Raw genomic sequence first — 20,666 nt, forward strand, 5'->3', positions numbered from 1 at the left:
AGCTAGCTCGTATTGAGATACATGAAGTGCCTCAAGATCATATGTCCTCACTCCTCCCTATGACGCGTAGGTCGTAAGTGCATACAACAGGCAGGTCTCCTGACTTAGCTTCATCGCTGCTTATCTCCTTCCCATTTCGCATGAAACAGTGGATGATGATAAACAGCTCTGCATCACAGTGGCGCGACCGTGTTGGACTTTCACCAAACTTCCCTTTTAAGATTCACAACATGTTGTGAACCACCTGTTGCGTGAACTTATTATGTTATTGTATAAAATTCAGAATAAACGAACTTTTTGTTTTTTTCAACTGAAATGTTTTTTTCGTGTGGGTGGTTTTGAGAGATGTAACGCCGTAGTTAATGGTTATATTTTTCTTTTAAGTTAATATTGATATTTTATTGATAATTTTATGTTAAAAAGTATTGATTTTTTTTTTTTGTTATAGTTTTACATGTATAAAAATTGAATTATTTTAAATACTGTAGTTGAGTAATTTTTGTTACAATAATTACCATTTAAAAAGAGACAAATGGGGTAACCCTTATGCCACATGGAGCTGTTTTTTCACGGCATCAATGGGAATATTTTGTTTCGCTGCGCCGTAGATAAATTCTACAAGACGATGTGCTTTGTTCGTTCGGAGAAAGTCAAGCCCGGTGGATAGTTATGGCACATCTATTTTAACCAAGGAATCGGGTTCATGTCTTTTTTTTGTTTGGTTGTAAATTTATGTTAGCGAATTTGCTCATCTACAGTTATATATTTTATTCATCAAAAAGGGACTGAAGTATTAATGGGATATCTATCTTATTTTTTATTTATAATTTTATCTAACTCGAGATTTTCAAGATCTATATTACTGATATTTATGACCAATAATAAAATTACACTTTTTCAATTTGGTTTAATCCAGCTTTCTTATTATATATACATGCACTTTAAAGTAATGACTTCTGTATGAACCCCTTTTTTCATGGCTATACTGCTCCTAAATACTCATGTGTAAAAGGAGCGGAAAGGACATGAAACGTCTAAAAATCACAAATGATCACGGTTGGACACCTCGAACACTTCGGAAACAAGAACGGAAAATCAAAGATGCTTCCCTTCGTGTTCGGGTGACCGCTGTTCGTCTTGTTATGGAAGGTCACCTCGGTAAAGATGTCGCAAAAATGGTCAACGTATGCCGTCAATCGGTTGCCCTCTACGTTGCACGTTTTAATCAAGGTGGGCTCGATCATCTACTCGATCGTCGCTTACCACCTGGTCGCGTGCCATTTCTTACGGAAGAACAACAACAAGAAATCAGACAACTCGTGTTAACTACTACACCTGTGGATGCTGGCTGGGGCATCGCTTCGTCATGGAACACGCGCATTTTACAATCTTACATTCAACAAACCTATGGTGTTTCCATGTCACGGGAAGGGATTCGCAAGTTGTTGCATCGTTTGCGTTTGTCATGGACACGCCCGACGTATAAGCTCGTCAAAGGAGACGCTAAGCGTCAAGCTGCTTTTCAAAGAGAACTTGAATTTATAAAAAAAAACTAATTACCGAGAATGCCATGCTGTTTTATGTGGATGAGACACATGTTCGTGCTTATCAAGCGCTACGTACGACATGGGCAGAAGTAGGAAATCAAAAACACGTGCCGAGCTACGGTCACCACGCCCACGTTTCTATTTTTGGCGCCGTCGATGTTCAACAAGGCGATGTGGTATTTCATCGCGCATCATCCGCCAATGCCGAAACGTTCCTCGACTTTTTGCGCCGATTGAAAGAGAAATATACGGACCGATTCCTCGTGCTTGTGTTGGACAATGCGCGTATTCATCATGCCAAGATGGTGCAAGCCTTTCTTGATGGCGAGGAAGGCGATGCTTTTCATTTCATCTTTTTGCCACCGTATTCTCCACAGTTAAATCCGATTGAACGGCTGTGGAAGTGGTTGAAAGATGAAGTGATTGCCAACGTTTTTCACAAGGATCAAAATGACATTGCCCAATCCATTACTCGCTTTGAACAGTACGTCTTACAACATCCAGATGAGGTGTTACGCCGCATGGGGTGTGCTGTGTGAATCAGAGGTTAAAATTTTATTTTAAATTGGATGTATATAATGGGATTTGGACTGCCTACCGCAAATGTGCACGGACCGAATGAGCATTTTTCTCTAACAAACTTTGAAAAATGATGGCGAACGCTCTCTTGGTTTTGTATTAATATGGAGAAGGTTTTTGGTAATTTGTAAAACAGGTGTGTTTAGCCACAATACATTGTTTTCATTACACAAATCCTTAGTTTGCAATGACCCACAACAAGAGCCGCTTTGTTTTATTGCGGCTCTTTTTTATGAAGGGATGCTTCCATTTCTTTTGCTAAGTCAGCAACTTCCGCAATCGACAGACCTGTCCGTTTTGCTATTTCGTGAATAGGTAAAACATCTAAAAGATTTTTAGCGATGTCGATGGCTTTTTTCTTTTCTGTTTCTTCCATTGCGGCCTTTACGGCTAATTCTTTTTCTTGTTCTAATTCTTCGACAAGCAAGCGTAGGACTTTGTTCATTTTCATCCACTCCTTTACTTTTTTTGCATAGTGTTCGTCAATCAATTTGTCGGTAGCTGTTAAAACGCCAGCGATGATGTGCAGTTGTGTCGGCTCATCTTTGATTTCTTTTGCGAGTCCAATCGTTTTTTCAATCATCGTTTGTCGATCGTAGCGGCTATGCATGAGTGGGACGAGAATGAGCTTCATCGTTTCTTCAGCAGTTAACGGTTCATTGTTGCGAATTTTTTCTTCAATTGCATGGAAAATCGCATCGCCGTTGAATTCACAAAGTAATACTGCCTTTGAGGAAATGAATACATCGCCTGCATGTAGTTGCTCCTCCACACGTGTGACATCACTCGTGTAAATAACAACAATACGAATCGGTCGAATTTGTTTCTCTGTTTTATAGTATGTGTCTAATAGTCGGTAAGCATAATCGAGGTACTTTAGATGGTTAGCGATAAATCGATTGTTGCTTTCATATTCGAGTAGAAGAATGGAGTCGTCTTCAAGAAGAAATAGCGTATCTGATCGCTTCGTGCTCGCTTGGACAGCTGGAAACTCATTTGGTAACAATGCTTTAATTTTTGGGAGTCCGTGGAGCCCGTATACATCGAGCGCCTGATTTTTGTACAACTCACTTAATCATTTGAACAAAATATCTTTCGCCTGATACGATATGTCTCGTGCCATGCTTATGCACACTCCCATTTTATTACTATTATACCTCCTTCGCATAAGAATTGAAACGACTCTCATTACTTAAAAATACGCCTTGAGTCGTAGGTGAAAATATAGCTATGGGACATGATAGGAAAAAAGGAGAAACGGTAAGATGAAAGCAAGGAAGGAGGCGAAGGAGATGTTTAAAAAAATCGGATGGTTGTTTTTAGGCGGTATAGCGGTGTTTGTGCTTATGTTTCACCTCGGACCGCTCGTTGGGTTAGCGATCAGCTTGGCGATTTTATATTATGCGGTCAAGAAGTTTTTCAAAGCCGATTCGACGTTCGGCAAAGTCGTTTGGGCGCTCATTGGCTTGGCTGCGCTTATGGCGAGCGTTTCGAATGTACCGGCGCTTATTGCCATTGTCGCAGCATATGTGCTTTATGTCGCGTATAAAAAATGGAACGAACCGAAAGAAGTGGTGCACGTCGTTGACGATCCGTTCGTGAACTTCGAAAAACAATGGGCGGAGCTACAAAAACATTATTAAAGGAGTGGAGAACAGTGGGTTTACTTTCTCGGATGAAAACGATGATTGCGGCAGATATTCATGAATGGCTGGATGAAAAGGAAAAGAAAAATCCGATTGCGGTGTTAAATGAATACTTACGCCAATGCGAACAAGAAGTAGAAAAAGTACGGAAGCTGCTGGAACGACAATACTTATTAAAAGAGCAGTTTACACGCGAATATCGCGAAGCTGTGCAGCTGGCGGAAAAGCGGAAAAAACAGGCGGATATTGCCTCAAAAGCCGGTGAGTCAGAGTTGTTTGCGTTTGCATCTCATGAGCAAATGCAGTACGAAGAGCGAGCGGCGCGATTAAAGCAACTGTTAGACCAAACGAGCGAACAGTTGTTGGAACTAGAAAAGAAATACGAACAAATGAAACATCAACTAAAAGATATGCATATGCGGCGCATGGAGCTGATGGGGCGAGAAAATATCGCACGGGCGCATTACCGCATGAATCGAGTGCTAGACGGGTATACAAGCCCGACGCTTTCTGCGTTTGCGGATACAGAGTCATATTTAGAGCGCCTCGAGCAACAAGTGCAGTCAGATTATTATCGCCATACGATTGACGCTCGCATCGCTGAATTGGAAAAGCGGTTGCAGCAAGAGCAATAAACATATATGCTAAAGGCGTACGTTGTTGCGCCTTTTTCGTTTTATTGAGCATCAAAATCCATCACGAGCTATGTTTTAAAGTGATTTATCGCTGAAAGGGGGATGCCCCATGGATCGACAAAAAACGACCGACTATGTTAGTTGGGTAGTGCTTCTTGCGTTCATGATTTTGGCGTTAGAAATTGTGTTTTTTCATCCAGGCATTATTTTTTCTGTTCTTTTCTCGGCAGGATTTATTTATATAGGAAGAAAAAAATGGAATCGGAAACTTGGGAAAATTACCTTTTGGCTTGGGTGCATCGGTCTTGTTGTCCATGTGCTGACGATGATGACGGTCAGGTTTTTGCTTGTTGCACTATTGTTTTATGCGGTTATCCAATTTGCACAATCGAAGCGGCGTCCTGTCGTTATTCGTCCTGAAATGAAAACAAACGATGCAGAAACGGAAGGCGTTTTTCGTCAACCGCTTTTTCAAAACATGTTGTTCGGTCGGCAAAAAACGCCAGAGCATGCGTATGAATGGAGCGATGTAAACATCCAAACAGGCATTGGCGATACGATCATTGATTTAAGCTATACGGTCGTTCCGAAAGGGGAAGCGACGATCGTCATTCGCGGCTGGATTGGCAATGTGCACATTTTTGTTCCATACGAAATGGAAGTAAGTGTCGTTCATTCCGTCCTGTTTGGGGCAGCATCTATTTTTTCAAAAGAGACGGAGCGGCTATGGAATCAAACGTTTATTTACCAAACGCCAGCGTATGAAAATGCCGAACAGAAGCTAAAAATCATCACCTCGATGGCGATTGGGAATGTTGAGGTGAAACGAATATGAATCGGCACATCGTTTGGGCACTTCTGCTCGCTTTTACCGTTGCGGTTGTGCTGTTTCTTTCATACGCTTTCACATTTCCGCCTGCGGAATGGTCAGTATTATGGAATAAAACGGTGCTTGGTGTGCCGTTTGTCGTTTTTTTGTTTATGGCAAGCGGGGGTATTGGCGTGCTTTTTGGCGTTTCGTTCGATTGGTTTTGGCGAAAACAATGGCGAGCGATTGAACATGCGTTGCTTCAAATCGAACAAGGGAATACAGAGCTGCCGCACAAACAAACGACAAAAGAACTGAACGATGTATGGGAGAGAATAGAGAAACTACAAAAACATTGGCTCGAACAAACGAAACGTACTCAAAAATTAGCGACAGAAAAAGCGGAACATGAAGGAGAGCTGATCGAGCGAATCATTTCGGAAGAACGAAACCGTCTAGCGCGCGAGTTGCATGATTCGGTTAGCCAACAACTATTTGCCGCATCGATGATGATGTCCGCTCTCATGGAAACGTATACAGGAAGCGAACAAGGAAAAAAGCAATTGAAACTCGTCGAACAAATGATTCACCAATCTCAGCTTGAAATGCGGGCACTATTGCTTCATTTGCGTCCGGTGCAGCTGAAAGGAAAATCGCTTCAAGATGGGATGAAAGAGCTGTTAGCGGAACTTGCGCAAAAAGTGCCGATGGAGATCAAGTGGAAGATAGAAGAGGTGACACTGGACCGCGGGGTGGAAGATCATTTATTTCGCATTTTGCAAGAATCGGTGTCCAATACGCTTCGCCATGCAAAAGCGAACATGTTAGAAGTGTTGTTGCTTGAGCGAGATGGTTTTGTCATTTTGCGCGTGTCGGATGATGGGGTTGGCTTTGATGTCGAACGGACAAAAAGCGGCTCTTACGGCTTGCAACATATGTACGAACGAGCGGCTGAAATCGGTGGGACGTTGAAAATCATAAGCGTAAAAAATAAAGGGACGCGCTTAGAAGTGAAAGTACCGCTTGTGTAGGGGAGGAAGCTATATGATTAAAGTATTGCTTGTTGATGACCATGAAATGGTGCGGCTTGGCGTTTCTGCGTACTTATCTGCCCAACCAGATATGGAAGTCGTCGGGGAAGCCGAAAGCGGAGAAAAAGGGGTCGAACTTGCCCTTCAGCTTCGCCCGGATATTATTTTAATGGATTTAGTGATGGAGCCGATGGACGGCATTGAAGCGACGAAACAAATTATAAGCGCTTGGCCGGAAGCGAAAATTATGATCGTGACGAGCTTTTTAGACGATGATAAAGTATATCCAGCGATTGAAGCAGGTGCGGTCAGTTATATGTTGAAAACATCGAAAGCGAGCGAAATTGCGAATGCGATTCGCGCTACGTTTCATGGGCAATCCGTATTCGAGCCCGAAGTGACGGGAAAAATGATGAATAGCATGCGAAAACAATCGCTTCCACACGAACAACTAACGAGCCGTGAAATGGAAGTGCTACTACTTATAGCACAAGGAAAAACGAACCAAGAAATTGCGGAGGAATTGTTTATTTCCTTAAAAACAGTTAAAGTCCACGTCAGCAACATTTTAGCAAAACTAGACGTTCAAGACCGAACACAAGCAGTCATTTATGCTTTTAAACACGGATTAGTCAAATAATGCTCGCTCCTGTGGCGAGATTTTTTTATTTTTTCGCTTTACATTGACGTTACGTCAACGTTTATAGTGAAAGTGTCAGGAGGTGAGCGCTATGGAATATACGGTGCAACAGTTAGCGAAATTGGCGGGGGTGACGAGTCGGACGCTACGGTATTACGATGAAATCGGTCTTTTAAAACCGGCGAGGGCTCATGCATCGGGCTATCGCATATACGGATCGAAAGAGGTAGACCAGCTCCAGCAAATTTTATTTTATCGCGAGCTCGGGGTTGATTTAGAAACGATTAAGCAAATCATCACCTCCCCATCATTTGACGATGTACAGGCGTTGAAGCAGCATCGCGAAAAACTCTTGGCAGAACGGAGGCGGTTAGAGGCGCTAATTGCCAATGTCGAAAAAACAATATTAGCGAAAGAAGGGAGAATCATCATGAGCGACAAAGAAAAGTTTGAGGCGTTTAAACAGCAGCTTATTGACGAAAATGAACGAAAATATGGCAAAGAAATTCGGGAAAAGTATGGCGATGAGCAAGTGAACAAATCAAACGAAAAAGTAAAAAATATGACGCAAGCACAATACGAAGAAGCGACAAAGCTCGGTGAAGAAGTATTGCGCGTATTGCATGAAGCGTTTTTGACGGGCGATCCAGCAGGAGAGCTTGCGCAAAAAGTAGCGGAATTGCATCGTCAATGGTTAGGATATTTTTGGGATCATTACTCAAGAGAAGCGCATGCAGGATTGGCGCAAATGTACGTTGACGATGAGCGGTTTAAAGCATACTACGATCAAAAACAATCAGGAATGGCGGAGTTTCTTCGTGATGCGATTTTCATTTATACAGGCAAAAAGTAGGCAGGCATTGGCCTGTCTTTTTACATTGTAAAAGTTTGAAAAAAGATGTATATTTAAATGAGAATGATAATCAAATTTAAAAGGTGATAGCGATGGAACAACTATACGATGTGACGATTATTGGAGGCGGTCCGGCAGGGCTATATGCTACGTTTTATAGTGGGCTTCGAGAAATGAAAACGAAATTGATCGAGTATCAGCCGCAGTTAGGCGGAAAATTACATGTGTACCCGGAAAAAATGATTTGGGATGTTGGCGGACATGCCCCGATCACGGGAGAAAAATTACGCGAGCAACTTGTCAAACAAGCGCTGACATTTAACCCAACCGTTGTGCTAAACGAAAAAGTCGAAACGATTCGGCGAAGAGAGGACGGCATATTTGTTTTACAAACAGCATCCGGACAACAACATATATCGAAAACGGTCATTATTGCAGTAGGAAGCGGTATATTAAAACCGCAAAAGCTTCAAATTGAAGGAGCAGAAAAGTTTGAGATTACAAATTTACATTATACGGTGAAGTCGTTAAAACAGTTTAAAGAGAAAACGGTGATCATTTCGGGTGGAGGAAATACAGCAATTGATTGGGCAAATGAGCTCGTACCGATTGCGAAAAAGGTATATGTCACTTATCGCAATGAATCGTTAAAAGGACATGAAGCACAAGTGACACAATTATTGAATAGTTCAGCTACTTGTTTTTTCCATACGACTATTACAAAGTTGATCGCTAGTTGCAATCATGAAACGATTGAGCGAGTAGTGCTGACAAATCATGAGACGGGCGATGTGTTTGAACTCGATGTAGATGATGTCATTATTAGCCACGGGTATGAACGAGATGCTTCATTGCTTGCCAATAGTGAACTACCCATTCAAATGGTTGACGAATATTATATTGCGACAAATGCAAAAGGAGAATGTTCTGTTCCGGGGTTATATGCAGCTGGCGATATTTCAAAATATGATGGAAAGTTATATTTACTTACAGGTGCCTTCCAAGATGCAGCGAATGCAGTCAATAGTGCGAAACGGTTCATTGAGCCAATGGCTGATCCGTATGCGATGGTGTCATCACATCACGAAGCGTTTAAGGAACGAAATCGAGAATTAGTGAAACAAATGTTAAAATGATAGCACGCATAAATTCGTTTGTTTGAACGCAAACTTTCGATAAAACAAACGAGGTGAAAATTTTGCTTAAACAACGAAACATATGGATGATGGTGTTGATGTTATTTATATTGACAGCGTACAGCCACCCACTTACTGTGACAACGAAGCAAATGAAATATACAAATGAACTAATGGAAGTCGATTTAAACATTCCGATCGTATCAGGTTCAGTCAATCCATCGTTTCAGCGCCAAGTGAACCGCTTATTACGAAAGGAATCACTTGATTTAAAGCGTCAAGTCGAAAAAGAAGCGCATGAAAATATGGCAATAAGCAAAAAAGAAGGATTTCCGTATCGCTTGCATGCGGCGGTCAGTAATTATGAGGTGACGTACAATCAACGTGGCATTTTAAGCATTCCTGTTAAGTTATACAGCTATACAGGCGGGGCGCATGGCATGACTGTGAAAGTGCCAAACAATTTCGATTTTTATACAGGAAAATCGTTGCAACTGGGCGATTTATTTAAAAAAGGAACGAACTATAAACAAGTGATAAAGGAAGAAATCATCGCCCAAATCAAAAAAGAAAATGATCTATATTTTGATAATGCGCTTGCCATCGTACAAAACATGCCGAACGACCAGCCTTACTATATGACGAAAGGTGGTATTGTCGTTTATTATGGTCTATACGAAATTGCCCCGTACGCCGCTGGCATTCGCGAATTTCTCATTCCATTTTCGACTTTGCGACCATATATGAAAATCAAGCTAGCGCGATAAAAGCGCTAGTTTTTTATTTGTAATTTATAAAAAATATTTATTTTTTTCTAAATATTATGTTAAAATACAACAAAAAGGAGATTATATGCATGGTTGAAAAGCAATTAAAAGAGCGCATTATTGAAACAGCGCTTACATTGTTTGAAAAGTATGGGTATCATGGGGTGACAGTAGATCGAATTGTTGCGGAATGTGGAGCGTCAAAAGGAGGCTTTTATCATAACTTTAAATCAAAAGATGAGTTGCTTTACCACATTCACGATGTATTTATTACGTATGTGCTAAATAAAGCGCAAGAAGCATATGTAAAATATAGGACGCCAACAAAGCGGTTATGTGCAATTATTCATTCGTTTGTGAGAGTTTTTCATATATATAAACCGCACATTACAGTATTTAATCAAGAGGCGGCGTATTTAAAGCCAGAATACGCGGAAAAAATTAATGAAAAGCGTGAGCAGTATAAGCAAATTATTTTTCAAGTACTTCGGGAAGGCATTGAAGCAAAGGAATTTCGCTCAGAAATATCTATCGAATTGGCGGGTTTATCAATTATCGGAATGGTAAACTGGATGTACAAATGGTATAAGCCAGATGGCCCGATGTCAATTGAACAAATTGCAGCGGTTTTTAATGACTTGATTTTACATTCGCTTTTGACAGAAGAAGCGAAGCGAGATGAAGATATTTCATCATTTCTTTTATCGCATGTAGGCGAAGAATGACGATTTTTGCAAAGTGAACAGACCAACTAGTCGGTTTGAAATAAAAACAGGCTTGTTGGTTTCATATACTTTCATTTTATAAAGGGGGAAAAGCAAATGCATTTTGAATTAACGAAAGAACAACAAATGATTAAAGAAATGGTTCGTGATTTTGCGGAAAAGGAAATTGCCCCATACGCGTCGAAATGGGATGAGGAGGCGATTTTTCCAATTGAGACGTTCAAAAAAATGGGCGAGCTCGGTCTGTTCGGCATTCCGTTCCCTGAACAATATGGCGGCTCTGGTGGAGATACGATTTCGTATGCGATTGCGGTTGAAGAAATTGGTCGAGCGTGCGGTGGAACAGGGTTAAGTTATGCGGCCGCTGTATCGCTCGGTGCTAGCCCAATTTATTATTTCGGGACAGAAGAACAAAAAGAGAAATGGCTCGTGCCGATGGCAAAAGGTGAAACGTTCGGTTCGTTCGGATTGACAGAACCGAATGCAGGATCTGACGCAGGGGGAACGCAAACGCGTGCCGTTTTAGATGGGGATGAATATGTCATTAACGGAGAAAAATGTTGGATTACAAATGCGGGATATGCTCGCCAAGTCATTGTAACCGCTGTCACCGGTAAAGATGAACGAGGAAAAAATATTATTTCCGCTTTTATCGTTCCGACGGATGCGCCGGGGTTTACGATTAACTGCCATTATGACAAAATGGGCGTTCGCGCATCGAATACGTGCGAGCTTGTTTTGCAAGATGTGCGCGTGCCAAAAGAAAATATATTAGGCGATCCGAAAAAAGGATTTAAGCAGTTTTTATATACGCTAGATGGCGGACGCATATCTATTGCAGCATTAGCTGTCGGAATCGCGCAAGCTGCATTTGAAAAGGCGCTTCAATATGCGAAAGAACGGAAGCAGTTCGGTCAACCGATCGCCAAGTTTCAAGCCATTCAATTTAAACTTGCCGACATGGCAATGCAACTTGAACTTGCGCGCAATATGGTGTACAAAGCAGCATGGCTAAAAGACCAAGGCAAACCGTTTACGAAAGAGGCAGCGTTCGCGAAATTATTTGCTTCTGAAACAGGATTTCATATTTGTAATCAAGCGATTCAAATTCACGGTGGATACGGGTATATGAAAGACTATGGTGTCGAACGTCATCTTCGCGATATGAAGTTGATGGAAATTGGTGAAGGGACATCAGAAATTCAACGGCTCGTCATTGCCCGTCAATTAGGATGCTAAAAAGGAGTGAGTGTATGCTTCATATCACAGTTGGACAATTGCTTGAGCAAAAGGCTTTGGCGCATCCCGCTCATGAGGCAGTTGTGTACGCAGACCGTCAGTTGCGCTGGTCATATCGACAATTTAACGATTATTGTCGCCTCGTTGCGAAAGGATTGATGAAACTTGGCATTGAAGCGGGAGAACATATTGCTGTTTGGGCAACAAATAAACCGGAGTGGCTGGCATGTCAGTTTGCGACAGGGAAAATGGGAGCGGTACTTGTTACGGTAAATACGAACTACCGCACAGCAGAACTCGAATATTTGTTAAAACAATCCGATGCCACAACGATTATTTTAATGGAACAATACCGCGATACCTCTTATATTGACATCATTTACGAGATTGCACCTGAACTTGCTTATTGTGAACCTGGAAAGCTACAAGCGAAACGACTTCCACAACTACGAAACGTCATCGTATTAAGTGAACAACGTTATCCAGGAACATTTTCATGGAATGACCTCTTAGCCATGGCGGAAGATGTCGAAGACGCAGCACTAGATGACCGAATGAATTCCCTCGATCCACACGATGTCATCAACATGCAATATACCTCAGGAACGACAGGATTCCCAAAAGGCGTCATGCTTACACATTACAACATTGTCAATAACGCGTATTACATTGCCGAATGTATGAAGCTAACAAAAGAAGATCGTTTATGTATTCCCGTACCTTTTTTTCATTGCTTTGGTTGCGTGCTCGGTACGCTTGCTTGCGTAACGGTTGGTGCAACGATGGTACCGCTTGAGCAATTCCATCCAAAACAAGTGCTACAAACGGTGCAAGACGAGAAATGTACAGCCCTTCATGGGGTACCAACGATGTTTATTGCTGAATTAAACGATCCAGATTTTGCGTCATATAATTTATCTTCTTTACGCACAGGCATTATGGCTGGATCGAACTGCCCGATTGAAGTGATGAAAGCAGTCATCGAAAAGATGGGGGCAAAAGAAATTACCATTGCGTACGGACAGACAGAGTCTTCCCCTGTCATTACACAAACGCGTACGGATGATCCAATTGAATTGCGGGTGGAAACAGTCGGGCGCGCTCTTCCGCATGTGGAAGTGAAAATTGTCGATCCAACAACAAATAAAGAAGTGCCACCTGGTGTGCAAGGAGAGTTATGTACGCGCGGATATCATGTGATGAAAGGATATTACAACAATCCTTCAGCAACGCGCGAGGCAATCGACGAAGAAGGATGGTTGCATACAGGCGACTTAGCGGTAATGGATGAAAACGGTTACTGCCGTATTACAGGAAGGTTAAAAGATATGATCATTCGCGGAGGAGAAAATATTTATCCGCGCGAAATTGAAGAGTTTTTATATAAACATCCGAAAGTGCTTGATGTGCAAGTTGTCGGTGTTCCAGACGAAACGTATGGGGAAGAAGTCATGGCGTGGATCATTTTAAAAGAGGGGGAACATGCGACCGCAGAAGACATTCGTTCGTTTTGTGAAGGGCATATATCGCGCCATAAAATTCCGCGATATATCGAATTTACAACATCGTATCCGATGACGGCATCAGGAAAAATTCAAAAATTTAAATTGCGCGAATGGGCGCGTGAACGAGTAAAGCAGAAAAAGAACGTGTAAGGGGGAAGAAAATGTTTTCAAAAGTGCTTATCGCTAACCGAGGAGAAATTGCGTTGCGTATCATTCGCACGTGTCAAAAACTTGGCATTCAAACAGTTGCCATTTATTCGGAAGCTGATGCTAATTCGCTTCATGTAAAGCAAGCGGATGAAGCGTATGTCGTTGGAAAAGCGCGCGTGAATGAGAGTTATTTAAATATCGAAAAAATTATTTCCATCGCCAAAGAAACGAAGGCAGAAGCTATTCATCCAGGTTACGGCTTGCTTTCAGAAAATGCAACGTTTGCTCGGCGGTGCGAAGAAGAAGGAATCGTATTTATCGGTCCAAAACCTGATGTTATTGCGAAAATGGGAAGCAAAATTGAAGCGCGACAGACGATGGCGGAAGCCGGAGTGCCGATTGTGCCCGGCATCTCCTTTCCGCTTGCCGATGTTGATGAGGCAGCAAATGTAGCAAGCGAGATTGGCTATCCTGTTATGTTAAAAGCGTCCGCAGGGGGCGGAGGCATCGGCATGCAGCTTGTTTACGATGAAGAGCAACTGCGGAAAGCATTTGAAGGAAATCAAAGTCGCGCAGCTTCCTTCTTTGGAGATGGGGCGATGTATGTTGAAAAATATATCGACAATCCACGCCATATTGAAATTCAACTGTTAGCTGATGCATACGGAAACTGCGTGTATTTATGGGAAAGGGAATGTTCCATCCAACGCCGCCATCAAAAAGTTGTCGAAGAAGCACCTTCACCGTTTTTAGATGAAGAGACGCGTCGGGAAATGGGAGAAGCTGCTGTGCGAGCGGCAAAACATATCGGATATACGAACGCAGGAACGATCGAGTTTCTCGTAGATGAGCAAAAAAACTTTTATTTTTTGGAAATGAATACACGTTTGCAAGTCGAGCACCCAGTAACAGAAGAAATTACAGGCATTGACATCGTCGAACAACAACTACGCATTGCTGCAGGAGAGCCACTATCTTTTACACAAACTGAAGTGAAGCGAGAAGGACATGCGATTGAAGTGCGGATTTACGCTGAAGATCCGAATACATTTTTCCCTTCACCGGGAACGATTACCTCGTTACAACTGCCAAGAGGGAAACATATACGTCATGAAATTGCGGTGCAAAGTGGCTCGGTCGTTACCCCTTTTTACGATCCGATGATTGCAAAATGCATTGTCAAAGGGGGCGATCGGCAAATGGCCATCGCCAATATGATTACGGCTTTACATGAATACAAAGTCGAAGGAATTAAAACGAACATTCCGATGTTAATCGATGTATTGACGCATGAAGCATTTCAACAAGGGCATACGACAACAAACTTTGTGAATATGTACATGAGCAAAAAGGGAGGTAAAACACATGCATGAAGTAGTTGCATTGATGGCAGGAAACGTATGGAAGATTGTCGTTCAAGTAGGTGATGTTGTGGAAGAAGGACAAGATGTTGTCATTTTAGAATCGATGAAAATGGAAATTCCGATCGCTGCCGAAGTGGCAGGAGTCGTCAAAGCGATCCGCGTGCAGGAAGGAGATTTCGTAAACGAAGGGGACGTATTACTTGAAATCGAATAGGAGGACGCGTATGCGCGTGAAGGTGAAAGAAGTCGGTCCACGTGATGGATTACAAAATGAACCACTCTTTATTCAAACGGAAGATAAAATTGCGTGGATTAATCAGCTATCAAAAACAGGATTGTCGTATATTGAAGTGACATCGTTTGTCCATCCAAAATGGATTCCACAGCTTGCGGATGCGTACGAAGTTGCTTCACGCATTGAGCGCGTAGAAGGTGTGACATACGCTGCGCTTGTTCCTAATAAAAAAGGATTAGAAGGTGCTTTAGCAGCCAATATGGATGAGATTGCGGTATTTATGTCGGCAAGTGAAACGCACAATCGAAAAAACATTAATAAGTCGATTGAAGAAACGTATCCGGTGTTAAAAGAAGTCATTGATGAAGCGAAGCGAGCAAACAAAACGGTGCGTGGCTACGTATCAACGGTTTTCGGTTGTCCATATGAAGGGGAAGTGAGCATCGAGCGCATTATTGCTATTTCTGATCGACTGTTTGAACTGGGCATTGATGAGCTGTCGCTTGGGGATACGATCGGTGTCGCTAACCCGATCCAAGTCCAGCGAACGTTAGAACGACTATTGAAGCAGTTTCCAGTGGAAAAGATGGCGCTTCATTTTCATAATACGTACGGCATGGCGCTTGCGAATGTGTTTGCTTCCTTACAAATGGGGATGACCATTTTTGATAGCTCGCTTGGTGGGCTCGGTGGTTGCCCATATGCCCCGGGGGCATCTGGCAATTTAGCGACAGACGACTTAGTATATATGCTTACTCAAATGGGTATCGACTGTGGTGTTCAACTTGAGCCGTTAACGAAAGCAGCGCAATGGATTGAAGAAAAAATTGGCCGTCCGCTCACGAGCCACCATTCACACGTTGTAAGGGGGAATGCATGATGATGGAAGCCGTCCTTTATTCCACAATTGATGCGGGTGTGGCGGTTGTTACGCTAAATCGACCAGATGCCGCAAACGCTCTGTCCATAAAAATGTTAAACGAATTGCAACGCATTCAAGCGGAACTGAAGTTGAATCGCAACGTACGTGCTGTCATTGTCACAGGAGCAGGACAAAAAACATTTTGTGCGGGAGCAGATTTAAAAGAACGGACAAAAATGAGCGAAACTCAAGTGCGTCAGACAGTTGCGCTTATTCGGGAGACGATTAACGGATTCGAGCAACTGCCTCAGCCGGTCATTTGTGCATTAAACGGAGGGGCGTTTGGTGGTGGTCTCGAATTGGCGCTCGCATGTGACATTCGTATTGCTGCTGAACATGCGGTGATGGGACTGACTGAGACATCGCTTGGGATTATCCCTGGTGCCGGTGGAACGCAACGCCTTCCGCGACTAATCGGCATTGGTCGGGCTAAGGAGATGATTTATACGGCAAAACGTATTTCTGCTCAGGAAGCGGCGCGAATTGGTTTAGTCGAGCGCGTCGTTTCTACTGAACAATTGTTAGATGAAGCGTTTGTGATAGCCACTACGATCGCCAATAACGCTCCGATTGCCGTTGCACAAGCAAAAGCATCGATTAATCATGGAATGCAAGTCGATATACAGACAGGGCTTGTGATTGAACAAATGGCATATGAACGAACAATTCATACAAACGACCGGCTCGAAGGATTACAAGCGTTCAAAGAAAAACGAAAACCGGTGTACAAAGGGGAGTAAGGGACATGATTTCAAATGAACAATTATCGCTCGTTGAACAACTACAACAAAAACGAAAACAAATTGAACAAGGGGGAGCGCGCAAATACCATGAAAAAAATGCTGAGCAAGGAAAATTGTTTGTGCGCGATCGCTTGAAACTGTTATTTGATGATGGTTTGCAGTTTGAAGATGCCTTTTTTGCCAACTGTTTAGCGGACGGACTGCCGGCAGATGGTGTCGTGACAGGGGTCGGGAAAATTAACGGACAAACGGTATGCGTCATGGCAAATGACTCGACCGTCAAAGCAGGTTCATGGGGAGCAAGAACAGTAGAAAAAATTATTCGTATTCAAGAAACAGCAGATAAATTACGTTGCCCGATTTTATACCTGGTGGATTCGGCAGGTGCCCGCATCACTGATCAAATTGAAATGTTTCCAGGGCGTCGTGGGGCGGGACGCATTTTTTATAATCAAGTGAAACTGTCTGGAAAAGTGCCGCAAATTTGTTTGTTGTTCGGACCGTCAGCAGCGGGTGGCGCATATATTCCGGCTTTTTGTGATATCGTTATTATGGTCGAAGGAAACGCTTCGATGTATCTTGGTTCTCCGCGCATGGCTGAAATGGTCATTGGTGAGAAAGTGACACTTGAAGAGATGGGCGGTGCGCGCATGCATTGCTCGGTTTCAGGTTGCGGTGACGTGCTTGTGAAAACGGAAGAAGAGGCAATTGCGTTTGCTCGCAAATATTTATCGTACTTTCCACCGAATTTCAGTGAAAAACCGCCAGTGGCTGAGCCGAAAGAACCGAAATCGTTTCAGAAAACGATTGAAGAGATTATTCCACAAAACCAAAATGCACCGTTCAATATGTATGATTTAATTGATCGTGTCATTGATGAAGACTCATTTTGTGAAATCAAAAAATTATTTGCCCCTGAGTTAATTACAGGTCTTGCCCGTATAAACGGACAACCGATTGGAATTATTGCGAATCAGCCTCGCATGAAAGGCGGCGTATTATTCCATGATTCCGCAGATAAAGCGGCGAAATTTATTACACTTTGCGATGCATTCCACATTCCGCTTATCTTTTTAGCAGACATCCCTGGCTTTATGATCGGCACGAAAGTCGAACGTGCAGGTATTATTCGTCACGGTGCAAAGATGATTTCGGCGATGTCAGAAGCGACCGTCCCGAAAATATCAATTATTGTACGAAAAGCGTACGGAGCAGGATTATATGCGATGGCAGGTCCAGCATTTGAACCAGATTGTTGTTTAGCTTTCCCACATGCACAAATTGCTGTCATGGGACCGGAAGCCGCCGTGAATGCGGTGTATGCCAATAAAATTGCTGAACTGCCAGAAGAAGAACGCGCTACATTTATTGAACAAAAACGTGAAGAATATCGAAAAGACATCGATATTTATCGCCTCGCTTCCGAAATGGTTGTCGATGGAATTATTGCGCCAAATGAGTTACGTTCCGAGCTTATTCGGCGATTAGATGCATATATGTCGAAATATGTTGTATTTTCTGAACGAAAACATGGCGTTTACCCTGTGTAGCTGTCAACACATATGGTACAATGAGGACGATGTATTTTCACATCGTCTTTTTTTCGGGAAATTTCCCCGGAAATCGACAACATTTGTGTCGAATAGGCAAAACATGAGGCGAATGTTGCCGATGAAAACGAGAAATTTCACTCATGTGGCTTCTTTTTGTATAATCAAGAAAGGAGTTTGACATTTGACGTACATATGGTTGATTGTAACATTTTTCATTTATAGTATATTGCCAACATCGTTCATCCGTATTTTTTCGTTTCGTATACAAAAAAGAGTGAAACGCGGTGTAGCATTAACGTTTGACGATGGGCCTGATCCGATGTATACGCCTCAGTTGCTTGATTTATTGAAAAAATATAACGTAAAAGCAACGTTTTTTGTTGTTGGATGGAAAGCAAAAAAATATCCACATCTTATTAAAAGAATGAAAGAAGAGGGACATACGATCGGTTTACACCATTATTATCATACGAGCAATTGGCTTCTTCCTCCGTTTTTCACACAATGGGAGCTTGAACGATCAGCACGTATCATCGAACAGATCACAGGTGTCCCCCCCGTATACTACCGCCCGCCATGGGGACATATAAACATATGGATGTTGTTCATGCAAAAAAAGTATAAAATCGTGATGTGGACATATATTCTTGGTGATTGGAATGCTACATTAGGTGTAGATCGCCTTTATGAACGATTAAGGAACAGTATAGAAGATGGAGCGATCATCGTGTTGCATGATAGTGGTTCAACATTTGGAGCTGATGAACATGCGCCCGCAAATATGCTACAAGCGCTAGAACGACTATTTCAACATGTGAATGTAAAATGGGTAAACCTCAATGAGGAGTAAAGGGGAATGGGAAAGTGGAAGCGAACAGCGTGTTAACATATATTCAATCTCACGGTTATATTGTGTTATTTCTTTCTTTATTTTTCGGCATTGTTGGTATTCCTGCGCCGGAAGAGTCGCTTCTGTTTTTCATTGGCATTTTTATTTCACACGACCAATTACATTTATTAAAAAGTTTATTTTTCGCGATTTCTGGCGCAACTGTTGGCATGGTTGTCGCCTATATTGCTGGCTATACATTTGGATCCCCGCTATTGTTTAAATATGGACATTTTATTGGTTTCCATCGTCGTCGTTATCGTTATGTGTATCGTCACTTTCGAAAACGTGCTTTTTTAGTTATTCCTTTTGGCTATTTTGTTCCTGGTATTCGTCAATTATCTCCGTATATGGCTGGAGTTGTTCGTTTTCCGTTTTTTCCATTTCTCTTTTTGTCGTTTCTCGGAGCGGCGTTCTGGGTTTGTTTATTTATATTTGTAGGCAAGTTTCTTGGGGAGCGTATTCATATTCCGCTTCATGTATTACCATGGCTCACGGTATTATTTTTTAGTTTATTTTTTGTTGCTTTATATGTAAAAAGTAGAAAACAAAAATAAAAGGGAGTTCGCATAATGATGAACATTCTCGTACTACCTTTGTTTCAAATGCCATCTGGTCATCATCAAGTGGCCGATGCACTCATCTATTCATTATACCATCGTTTTCCCAACGTCTCTTGCGAAAAACTTGATTTTCTTAGTTATTGCAATGAACAAATGGAAAAGAGAGTAGCTGATTTTTACCTCCGCTGGATTTCACTATCACCACATTCGTATGAATGGATGTATCGACGATGGATGAAAAAGTTTGAACAACCGACGATGGAGCCATGGTTACTTTATTTTGAAAAAAAGATGAAACGTCTCCTTCAAGAAAAAAAGCCCGATCTCGTTGTGTGCACGCATTCATTTCCTTCTCACGTTTTGCAAAGGTTGAAACAAAAAAGAATCATAACCATTCCTGTTGTGAACGTATATACTGATTTCTTTTTAAGTGGTATTTGGGGAAAAACAGCGATTGATTATCACTTCGTTCCCCATAAAGAAGCAAAACAGTCCATATGCACCACATTTCGCATCGAACATCATCGCGTTATTGTCACAGGTATTCCTATTCATGAACGTATCGTACCTGCGGAAAAGATGAAACGGCGAACAAATAAACGGATTTTAGTAGCAGGTGGCAACCAAGGGTTAGGGAAAATGAAACAGTTTTTAATGAATGCTACCCATACACAACTGACGTATGACGTACTATGTGGCAAAAATGAAGCGTTATATCATGAATTAAAAAGTTGGAACAATCCGCGCATTCGTCCATATCGGTACATTTCCGACCCAGCGAAAATGAATGAATTGTACGATGAAGTCGATGCAGTTGTGACAAAACCAGGTGGTGTAACAATGAGCGAAGTGCTAGCCAAAAAGCTACCTGCTTTCACACTTTCATATTTGCCTGGTCAAGAACAAATGAATTTGCACTATTTAAGAAAAAAAGGACTTATTTATCTTCTTCATGACAATGAACCGTATGACCAACAATTGATGCGTGTATTAATGAATGAGGAGGAAATGAACGAATTAGAAAAGCGTATCGAGCGCTATTCACTCGAACGTGAAAAAACGGCACAAGATGTGCTTAGCGAGTGGATCGAAGCGAATATATATGCGATAAAAAAGCGATGAGGCTGGCTCATCGC

At 42.1% G+C, this 20,666-nt stretch carries 22 protein-coding genes, 1 pseudogene and 1 riboswitch; of the genes and pseudogenes, 21 read left to right on the forward strand and 2 right to left on the reverse strand.

Annotation, left to right across the window (positions count from 1 at the left end):
• Window positions 1–72: 72 nt before the first annotated feature.
• A riboswitch (cobalamin riboswitch) is annotated at window positions 73–263 on the reverse strand.
• 281 nt (window positions 264–544) lie between these two features.
• A pseudogene (locus HNQ82_RS13080) lies at window positions 545–664 on the reverse strand (IS701 family transposase); the annotation flags it as partial.
• 361 nt (window positions 665–1,025) lie between these two features.
• Between HNQ82_RS13080 and HNQ82_RS13085 the strand changes: the two are divergent.
• The gene (locus HNQ82_RS13085; RefSeq protein WP_006322879.1) at window positions 1,026–1,556 is read left to right on the forward strand and encodes a winged helix-turn-helix domain-containing protein; all 531 of its coding nucleotides are present in this window, start codon (window positions 1,026–1,028) and stop codon (window positions 1,554–1,556) included.
• A 26-nt stretch (window positions 1,557–1,582) separates the two neighbouring features.
• Window positions 1,583–2,086, forward strand: a complete 504-nt coding sequence (locus HNQ82_RS13090) for an IS630 family transposase (protein WP_240468873.1) — start codon at window positions 1,583–1,585, stop codon at window positions 2,084–2,086.
• Between the two features lie 254 nt (window positions 2,087–2,340).
• On the opposite strand, the gene HNQ82_RS13095 is transcribed toward HNQ82_RS13090, so the two are convergent.
• Window positions 2,341–3,192, reverse strand: a complete 852-nt coding sequence (locus tag HNQ82_RS13095; RefSeq protein WP_246349064.1) for an RpnC/YadD family protein — start codon at window positions 3,190–3,192, stop codon at window positions 2,341–2,343.
• A gap of 226 nt (window positions 3,193–3,418) precedes the next feature.
• On the opposite strand from HNQ82_RS13095, the gene HNQ82_RS13100 reads away from it, so the two are divergent.
• The 19 genes from HNQ82_RS13100 to HNQ82_RS13190 all read left to right on the forward strand — a co-directional run bounded on the left by HNQ82_RS13100 (window position 3,419) and on the right by HNQ82_RS13190 (window position 20,652).
• Complete coding sequence (locus HNQ82_RS13100; RefSeq protein ID WP_183250193.1) at window positions 3,419–3,769, forward strand: lmo0954 family membrane protein; 351 nt, start codon at window positions 3,419–3,421, stop codon at window positions 3,767–3,769.
• Window positions 3,742–4,407 (forward strand): PspA/IM30 family protein, encoded by a 666-nt coding sequence (locus tag HNQ82_RS13105; RefSeq protein WP_183250196.1) that lies wholly within the window; start codon window positions 3,742–3,744, stop codon window positions 4,405–4,407. The genes HNQ82_RS13100 and HNQ82_RS13105 overlap by 28 nt, the downstream gene beginning before the upstream one ends.
• Before the next feature lie 109 nt (window positions 4,408–4,516).
• On the forward strand, window positions 4,517–5,242 hold the full coding sequence (gene liaF / locus HNQ82_RS13110; RefSeq protein WP_183250198.1) for a cell wall-active antibiotics response protein LiaF: 726 nt from the start codon (window positions 4,517–4,519) through the stop codon (window positions 5,240–5,242).
• Window positions 5,239–6,246 carry a sensor histidine kinase gene (locus tag HNQ82_RS13115; RefSeq protein WP_183250199.1) on the forward strand — a complete coding sequence of 336 codons (1,008 nt, stop codon included), beginning with the start codon at window positions 5,239–5,241 and terminating at the stop codon, window positions 6,244–6,246. Before liaF ends, HNQ82_RS13115 begins: the two co-directional genes overlap by 4 nt.
• 13 nt (window positions 6,247–6,259) lie before the next feature.
• Window positions 6,260–6,886, forward strand: coding sequence for a response regulator transcription factor (locus HNQ82_RS13120; RefSeq protein WP_183250201.1), 627 nt, complete (start codon window positions 6,260–6,262; stop codon window positions 6,884–6,886).
• 91 nt (window positions 6,887–6,977) lie between these two features.
• Complete coding sequence (locus HNQ82_RS13125; RefSeq protein WP_183250204.1) at window positions 6,978–7,739, forward strand: MerR family transcriptional regulator; 762 nt, start codon at window positions 6,978–6,980, stop codon at window positions 7,737–7,739.
• A 92-nt stretch (window positions 7,740–7,831) separates the two neighbouring features.
• A complete protein-coding gene (locus HNQ82_RS13130; protein WP_221261174.1) occupies window positions 7,832–8,875 on the forward strand; it encodes an NAD(P)/FAD-dependent oxidoreductase in 1,044 nt (347 codons plus the stop codon).
• A 53-nt stretch (window positions 8,876–8,928) separates the two neighbouring features.
• The gene (locus tag HNQ82_RS13135) at window positions 8,929–9,642 is read left to right on the forward strand and encodes a DUF3298 and DUF4163 domain-containing protein (protein WP_343053498.1); all 714 of its coding nucleotides are present in this window, start codon (window positions 8,929–8,931) and stop codon (window positions 9,640–9,642) included.
• 89 nt (window positions 9,643–9,731) lie between these two features.
• A complete protein-coding gene (locus HNQ82_RS13140; protein WP_183250206.1) occupies window positions 9,732–10,367 on the forward strand; it encodes a TetR/AcrR family transcriptional regulator in 636 nt (211 codons plus the stop codon).
• A gap of 96 nt (window positions 10,368–10,463) precedes the next feature.
• Entirely contained in the window at window positions 10,464–11,606 is a 1,143-nt protein-coding gene (locus HNQ82_RS13145) for an acyl-CoA dehydrogenase (RefSeq protein ID WP_183250207.1), read from the forward strand.
• 14 nt (window positions 11,607–11,620) lie between these two features.
• Window positions 11,621–13,261: an AMP-binding protein gene (locus HNQ82_RS13150; protein ID WP_183250208.1), complete on the forward strand. Its 1,641-nt coding sequence runs from the start codon at window positions 11,621–11,623 to the stop codon at window positions 13,259–13,261.
• Between the two features lie 11 nt (window positions 13,262–13,272).
• A complete protein-coding gene (locus tag HNQ82_RS13155) occupies window positions 13,273–14,634 on the forward strand; it encodes an acetyl-CoA carboxylase biotin carboxylase subunit (RefSeq protein ID WP_183250209.1) in 1,362 nt (453 codons plus the stop codon).
• Complete coding sequence (locus HNQ82_RS13160) at window positions 14,627–14,839, forward strand: acetyl-CoA carboxylase biotin carboxyl carrier protein subunit (protein WP_006322526.1); 213 nt, start codon at window positions 14,627–14,629, stop codon at window positions 14,837–14,839. The genes HNQ82_RS13155 and HNQ82_RS13160 overlap by 8 nt, the downstream gene beginning before the upstream one ends.
• 10 nt (window positions 14,840–14,849) lie before the next feature.
• Entirely contained in the window at window positions 14,850–15,740 is an 891-nt protein-coding gene (locus tag HNQ82_RS13165; protein ID WP_183250210.1) for a hydroxymethylglutaryl-CoA lyase, read from the forward strand.
• Window positions 15,740–16,522 carry an enoyl-CoA hydratase gene (locus HNQ82_RS13170; RefSeq protein WP_183250211.1) on the forward strand — a complete coding sequence of 261 codons (783 nt, stop codon included), beginning with the start codon at window positions 15,740–15,742 and terminating at the stop codon, window positions 16,520–16,522. Before HNQ82_RS13165 ends, HNQ82_RS13170 begins: the two co-directional genes overlap by 1 nt.
• Window positions 16,523–16,527: 5 nt before the next feature.
• The gene (locus HNQ82_RS13175; RefSeq protein ID WP_183250212.1) at window positions 16,528–18,075 is read left to right on the forward strand and encodes an acyl-CoA carboxylase subunit beta; all 1,548 of its coding nucleotides are present in this window, start codon (window positions 16,528–16,530) and stop codon (window positions 18,073–18,075) included.
• A gap of 184 nt (window positions 18,076–18,259) precedes the next feature.
• A complete protein-coding gene (locus HNQ82_RS13180) occupies window positions 18,260–18,928 on the forward strand; it encodes a polysaccharide deacetylase family protein (RefSeq protein WP_183250213.1) in 669 nt (222 codons plus the stop codon).
• 14 nt (window positions 18,929–18,942) lie between these two features.
• Window positions 18,943–19,524 (forward strand): DedA family protein, encoded by a 582-nt coding sequence (locus HNQ82_RS13185; RefSeq protein WP_183244160.1) that lies wholly within the window; start codon window positions 18,943–18,945, stop codon window positions 19,522–19,524.
• Between the two features lie 15 nt (window positions 19,525–19,539).
• Window positions 19,540–20,652: an MGDG synthase family glycosyltransferase gene (locus HNQ82_RS13190; protein WP_183250214.1), complete on the forward strand. Its 1,113-nt coding sequence runs from the start codon at window positions 19,540–19,542 to the stop codon at window positions 20,650–20,652.
• Window positions 20,653–20,666 lie beyond the last annotated feature (14 nt).

The sequence above is a fragment of the Anoxybacillus tengchongensis genome (assembly GCF_014201585.1).
GTDB lineage: Bacteria > Bacillota > Bacilli > Bacillales > Anoxybacillaceae > Anoxybacillus > Anoxybacillus tengchongensis.